This is a genomic window from Alkalibaculum bacchi (genome assembly GCF_937875145.1).
In the GTDB taxonomy this organism is placed as follows: Bacteria; Bacillota; Clostridia; order Eubacteriales; family Alkalibacteraceae; genus Alkalibaculum; species Alkalibaculum bacchi_A.
Map to the genome: position 1 here is coordinate 1 of NZ_CALNCS010000034.1, position 6,458 is coordinate 6,458.

Sequence of the window (6,458 nt, forward strand, 5' to 3'; positions counted from 1 at the left end):
AAAATACGTATTTTTAGTTGACGAAGCCCACAATCTAGTAGATCGGTCTCGAGATATGTACTCAGCTGAACTTGGAAAAAAACAAACCCTAAGCCTTCAAAAACTCATTGGAAAAGAACATCCTTTATACAAGACTTTGGGCAAGGTCAATAAGGCTTTTATTTCTATACGAAAAGACGAGGAGTTTGATAAAGAAAATCTACCAGAAGACTTTATGGTTAGTGTCAATGAGTTTATTTATAAGGGAGATAAATGGTTAGCTCAGCACAATAGCGAAGCATCTTTTTATGATGAGCTTTTGCAGTACTATTTTGAGATAAATAATTTTATTCGCATAGGAGAGTACTACGGAGAAAATTATAAAGTTATAAAGATTAAAAAGAAAGACGAGATTATCGTAAAACTAGTATGCCTCGATAGTTCTTCGTATATTAAACAAAGCGTAGAAAATGGAGTGTCTTCCGTATTTTTTTCTGCAACATTGCTACCTATGAGTTACTATATTGAATTATTAGGTGGGCACATTAATGAAGATTATCATATGATTTTAGAATCGCCATTTCCAGAAGAGAATGGGTACATGATGATATGCAATCAAATAAGTACTACCTATAAAAATAGGCAAAATAGTTACGAAGATATTTGTCAATATATTTATCATACTATGAAAGCAAAAGAAGGGAATTATATTGTTTTCTTTCCTTCTTATGAATATATGGAAAAAGTATACGATATATTTGTACAAAACCACCCAGAAGTAAAAACAGCTAAGCAATCTAAATCTATGACAGAGTTGGAGAGAAAAGAATATATAGATCAATTTGACTTAGGCGAAAACATTATCGCCTTTGCTGTTTTAGGGGGGCTTTTCTCTGAAAGCATTGACCTTAGAGGAGATCGGTTGATTGGTGTAGTGGTAATCAGTGTTGGCTTACCTAAAATAGGTGAAGAGCGAAACTTGTTAAAAGAATACTACGATGAAATCAATGGTAAGGGTTTTTTGTATGCTTATATGTACCCAGGATTTAATAAGGTAATGCAAGGTGTCGGTAGGGTAATACGAAGTGAAAAAGATCGAGGTGTAATTCTTCTCATAGACACTCGTTTCACTCAAAATAGCTATAGAAATCTCTTTCCAAAACATTGGTTAAAGGCCAAAATCGTTGAATCAATAGGGGAATTAGATGAGAGATTGAGTAAGTTTTGGGAAAAGTAAAAAATGGGGTTGCCAAATGACAGCCCCACTTTTCTATTTCTCTTTAAATTTTCTATTTAGAGCACCGATTAATGCTTTGATGGATGCAAAGATAATATCTGTGTCTACTCCAGCACCCCAGAAAACTTTATCTTCTAGACTTATGCCTACATAGGCAGCAGCTAAGGAGTTTGATCCTCTTTCTAAGGCGTGTTCTGTATAGGTTTGAATAGTATAGGAGATATTTAGATTTTCCTTAATTGCGTTGGCTACGGAATCTAATCGACCATTTCCATGACCTAAAAAGACCTTTTGTTCGCCATCTACATTTAAAATAAGCTCAACTATAAACTCTCCATTGCGTTTAAAGTGATAATCTATCAATCTTACTTTATCTTCTACATTCACATAGTCTTTTTTAAATATTTCATATACTTCATTAGGTTTTAATTCCTTGTTTAAGTGATCAGAAACATTTTTTACAGTATAGCCTATATCTTCACGCATTTTTGGTGGTAAATCAAAGCCATAGTTTTCATGTAGAATAAAGCCTATACCACCTTTTCCAGATTGACTGTTAATTCGGATAACATCGCTTCCATATTCTCTGCCGATATCTTCTGGGTCAATAGGTAAATAAGGGACGCTCCACTCTGTAATTTGATGATCTCCTCTATATTGCATTCCTTTGGCAATAGCATCTTGATGTGAACCTGAAAATGCGGCAAATACCAATTCACCACTATATGGCTGTCTCGGTGGCACTGACATGCCTGTAATTCGTTCGTAAAAGTGAACGATATCGGGAATATTATCAAAATTAAGCTTTGGATCTATTCCATGCGAGAACATATTTAGGGCAACTGTAACTAAGTCTACATTTCCTGTTCGTTCGCCATTTCCAAACAAAGTACCTTCAACTCTTTGTGCGCCAGCAAGTAAGCCCATTTCTGCTTCTGCAATAGCACAACCTCTATCATTGTGTGGATGTATAGAAATAATAACATGATCTCTATATTTTAAGTTTTCGGACATGTATTCAATTTGGCTAGCATACACGTGAGGCATCGAAACTTGAACTGTAGAAGGAAGATTGATAATAACCTTATTATCTTTGCTAGGCTGCCATATATCTAAAATTGCATTACATATTTTAAGAGCAAACTCCATTTCAGTTCCGGTGAAGCTTTCCGGTGAATATTCAAATCGAAAATTTCCTTCTTCCTTCTCAGCACACTCTTTTAGTAATTTAGCTCCTAAAACACCTAAATCAATAATCTCATCCTGAGACTTTTTAAATACCTGTTCTCTTTGAGCAAGTGAGGTAGAATTGTACAAGTGGACGATAGCATTCTTTACACCCTTCAAAGCTTCAAAGGTTTTTTTGATGATATGTTCTCTTGATTGAGTCAACACTTGAATAGTTACATCATCAGGAATTAGATCATCTTCAATTAGTCGTCTTAAAAAATTATACTCCGTTTCTGAAGCAGCTGGAAAGCCAACTTCAATTTCTTTAAAACCTAGATTTACTAAATAAGTAAAAAATTCTACCTTTTTATCCAAATCCATTGGAATTACTAGGGCTTGATTTCCATCTCTTAAATCAACACTACACCATAATGGAGCATCCTCTATATGGCTTTTGTGTACCCAATTAGTACTCGGTACAGGTGGCATAAAATACGATCTACTGTATTTGTCGTAATTTTTCATTCTAATTCCTCTCTTTCTATAATAAATTATTCATTGGACGGTTGGTTGGATGGTGATAGTAGCAAGCTGTTTGTCTGTTGCGTTTTATATCTACTACGAAAGCTTATGCATGATGCCCCTTGAAACTGCTACGCAGTTCCAAGGTCGCGCCACTCGCCAAATAAAAGCTAAAGCTTTCATTTGCGTAGATATAATACTTCACAGTCAAATCAGCAAGCTGTTTGCCTGTTGTGTCTTATATCTACTACGAAAGCTTATGCTTTCGCTTGGCTCGTTGGGGTCGCGCAAAAAAAAATCTCTCGTCTCTAAATTACTAGAGACGAGAGATTATATTCTCACGTGGTACCACTCTGATTCATACGGGTATTGTATGCACTCTGTAGATATGAAGTTAATATTTCATATCTTTCCAATGTATCGGTTGGAAACCGTCTCGCCTACTGTTTGTTCAGCTCGATACTTGGAGGTGAGTTCGGATTGCCTTGGCTACTGTTTTGCACCACACAACAGCTCTCTTAAAGCTTTAGTAATCGTACTATTCCTCTTCATTGCATTGTTTATATTTAACTATTTAAATGTTAGTTTAATCTTAATGAATATCTTTGTCAAGGGATATTATTGTAAATTATTTGCATGATTTTGTATATTGTTACATTTTTGTTACATGGTTAAAATTGGGTAAAAAAAATATGCGGAAATGAATTCAAATATATTGACCAACCCTAATAGGGATGTTAAAATAAAGCTGTCGATAAATATAATTCAATAAGGGGGAAACATAATGAAAAAACTATTAGTATTGCTGTTATCAGTATTTCTAGTAGGTTCTTTTGCCGTTGGTTGTACTACTGAAAAAAAATCTTCACAAGCTCCTGCACCAGATGCTGCTTTACAAGATGGTGTTTACTTTGCGGAAGAAGATTCTTTTGCAGAAGGAAGTGGCTACAAATACTTTGTTGTTTTAAAAGTTGAAGGTGGAAAAATCACTGATGCTGATTGGGGCGGAACAAACGTCCAATCTACAGGCAACAAGAGAACAATATCCGAAAATGGTGAATATGGAATGGAAGCAGTAGCAAAAGCAGGTGCTTGGCATGATCAAGCTGCTGCAGCTGAAAAATGGTTGATTGAAAACCAAGATCCTTCTAAGATCACATACACAGATGATGAAGGTCACACTGATGTACTTAAAACAGATGCAGGCGCTACTGTATCGATTCACGTAACAGAGTTTTTCGAATTAGCGAAGAAAGCTTTAGAATCAGATCCAGTTGCTGAAGGTACCTATACAACTCCTGAAGATTATGTAGCAACTGCAACAATCCCAGTTGACAAAGCTGATCCAGAATATGATCCTACTAATGCATGGGAATACAGATTAGACCTAATTATCGTAAATGGAACAATTATGGATTCTAATTTAAACGCTATTTTTGCTGGAGAATTTAGTGATGAAACTGCTAAGTTCTACAAACAAGATAAAGACGGTAACCCAGACGAAACTGCACCAATAGGTAAGGTTGAACTAGGCACAGATTATGGTATGGACTGGAAAGGGAATGCTGAAAAGGTAGATGCATTCGTAATTGAAAACCAAGGATTTGAAGTAAACTATACTGATGACAAAGGTCACACAGATGCAATTGCAGGGGTTTCTATTCATGTAAATGAATACGAAGAGTTATTCAAATCTGCAACAAATAAATAATATTGACGGCAAAATTCTAATGTTATAAAATGTTAAGGCTTTAGTAGGGACCACTCACTACTAAAGCCTTATTTTGAAAAAGAAAGTGGTGTATTTATTGAAAAAACTAGTTTGTATTTTAGCAATTATCACCACGCTGTTCACTATTGCTGGATGCACAGACAATAAAAGCAATCAAGTTGTACAACAGGAGTATGTGTCAAAAACAGATTTCTACTTGGACACGGTTGTAGATATAAAAATATACAATCCCAATAATAAAAGCGCAGAAGTTATTGATAAAGCTATGAAAAGAATAGGAGCTTTAGAGAAAATACTTAGTATACACATTGAGGGTAGTGACTTGTGGAATATAAAGAAAAATGCAGGAATCAAACCTGTTGAGGTTTCTAAGGAAACAATGGAAGTCATGAAAGCAAGTTTAAGGTATTCTGAGTATACAAATGGCCTTTTTGATATCACAACAGGACCATTAGTAGATTTATGGGCAATTAATCCCCCAAATGGTTACGTACCAACGGAGGAAGAATTACAAACCTCATTATCTAAAATCAATTATAATAATATGATTATTGACGAAGAAAATAACACTATTTTATTGAAAGATAAAGGTATGATAGCGAATTTAGGCGCTATTGCTAAAGGGTATATTGCTGATGAGGTAAAAGAAATACTAGTGGAAAATGACGTAAAAAGTGCAATCATCAATCTAGGTGGTAATGTTTTACTGGTTGGAGGTAAGCCAGATAATTCGGGCTTTAAAATAGGTGTACAAGATCCTAATTCAGATAGAGGCGCGTATCTTGGTGTGATTGACGCTAGAGATTTATCCGTAGTATCATCAGGGGATTATGAAAGATACTTTGAAGTAGAAGGAAAGAAATACCATCATATTCTTAATCCAGCGACAGGGTACCCTGCAGATAATGAAATAAGGCAAGTAACCATATTATCAAAACTTTCTGTAGATGGAGATGGTCTTTCTACGAGCGCCTTTCTTTTAGGTCTAAAAGGCGGTATAGAATTGATTGAAAACATTGATGGTATAGAAGCAATCTTCATTACAAAAGATAATAAAATATATCTCACATCAGGTATGAGGGATACTTTTGTATTTGATCAAGCAAATTATGGGGATCAGTATACCGTAGTAAAATAGATGCACAGGTTCTTTTTGGAGCCTGTGTTTTCTTTTTGTCTCGTGTGAGCACGGAAATATCCTGATTTCTGCGAGCCAATCTGCTGATTCGAATATTAAATCATAAAATCTTCAATAAAAATAGCATTAATATAGTATATAATAAGGGTAGTTGTATTATTTGTAAATATATCCATAATATAGGCTAGTAACAGGAGGATAAAATTATGAAAGATACTATGAAATATGAAAGCCATGTTGCGAAAATAAATACACTACTAAGTTATGAGATTATGTTAAATGATAAGATAAATAGGAAAAGAAATGAAATATAAACCAATACTTAATAGTCCAAAATATATAATACACAGCTGGGCTGTACCATGCGTAGTACAATCTGGCAGCTATTTAGGATAAGGTTTATTTTGTATACCCCAAAAACAGAACAAGGAAAAGAAAACATTATTGAGCGAGTATGCTGGACAAAGTACAGAAAAAAATTATGTTTAAAAAAGTGGATCTCAAAATGTTTGATAAGAGTAATTCTTCATCCGATTCCCGTGATTAAAAACAGGTATATATTTACATTTTGAAATAATGTGATAATATATAAAATGTTGTAGTACATGAAGAATTTGGAGGTATTGTGTTTTAGCTCAAGTTTTTTGTCCGCAAGTTGGTTGCTGACATTGTCCATGAGC

Annotated in this window: 4 protein-coding genes and 1 other annotated feature; of the genes, 3 read left to right on the forward strand and 1 reads right to left on the reverse strand. The window is 34.6% G+C overall.

Annotated elements, in window-relative coordinates; translation table 11 throughout:
• On the forward strand, positions 1–1,216 hold a 1,216-nt coding region (locus Q7P22_RS02430), incomplete at its 5' end, for an ATP-dependent DNA helicase (RefSeq protein ID WP_303860187.1).
• Positions 1,217–1,249: 33 nt separating this feature from the next.
• Here Q7P22_RS02430 and Q7P22_RS02435 read toward each other — a convergent pair.
• The gene (locus Q7P22_RS02435; RefSeq protein WP_303860190.1) at positions 1,250–2,911 is read right to left on the reverse strand and encodes a 2-isopropylmalate synthase; all 1,662 of its coding nucleotides are present in this window, start codon (positions 2,909–2,911) and stop codon (positions 1,250–1,252) included.
• A 312-nt stretch (positions 2,912–3,223) separates the two neighbouring features.
• Positions 3,224–3,469: a binding site (T-box leader), on the reverse strand.
• A 223-nt stretch (positions 3,470–3,692) separates the two neighbouring features.
• Between Q7P22_RS02435 and Q7P22_RS02440 the strand changes: the two genes are divergently transcribed.
• Both Q7P22_RS02440 and Q7P22_RS02445 read left to right on the forward strand, forming a co-directional pair.
• Entirely contained in the window at positions 3,693–4,619 is a 927-nt protein-coding gene (locus Q7P22_RS02440) for a hypothetical protein (protein WP_303860193.1), read from the forward strand.
• Between the two features lie 97 nt (positions 4,620–4,716).
• The gene (locus tag Q7P22_RS02445; protein ID WP_303860195.1) at positions 4,717–5,778 is read left to right on the forward strand and encodes an FAD:protein FMN transferase; all 1,062 of its coding nucleotides are present in this window, start codon (positions 4,717–4,719) and stop codon (positions 5,776–5,778) included.
• Positions 5,779–6,458: the final 680 nt, after the last annotated feature.

What these genes read in the sequence shown, in the direction of transcription:
- Q7P22_RS02435 (WP_303860190.1), bottom strand. Translation starts at nt 2,911, where the DNA reads ATGAAAAATTACGACAAATACAGTAGATCGTATTTTATGCCACCTGTA.
- Q7P22_RS02440 (WP_303860193.1), top strand. Translation starts at nt 3,693, where the DNA reads ATGAAAAAACTATTAGTATTGCTGTTATCAGTATTTCTAGTAGGTTCT.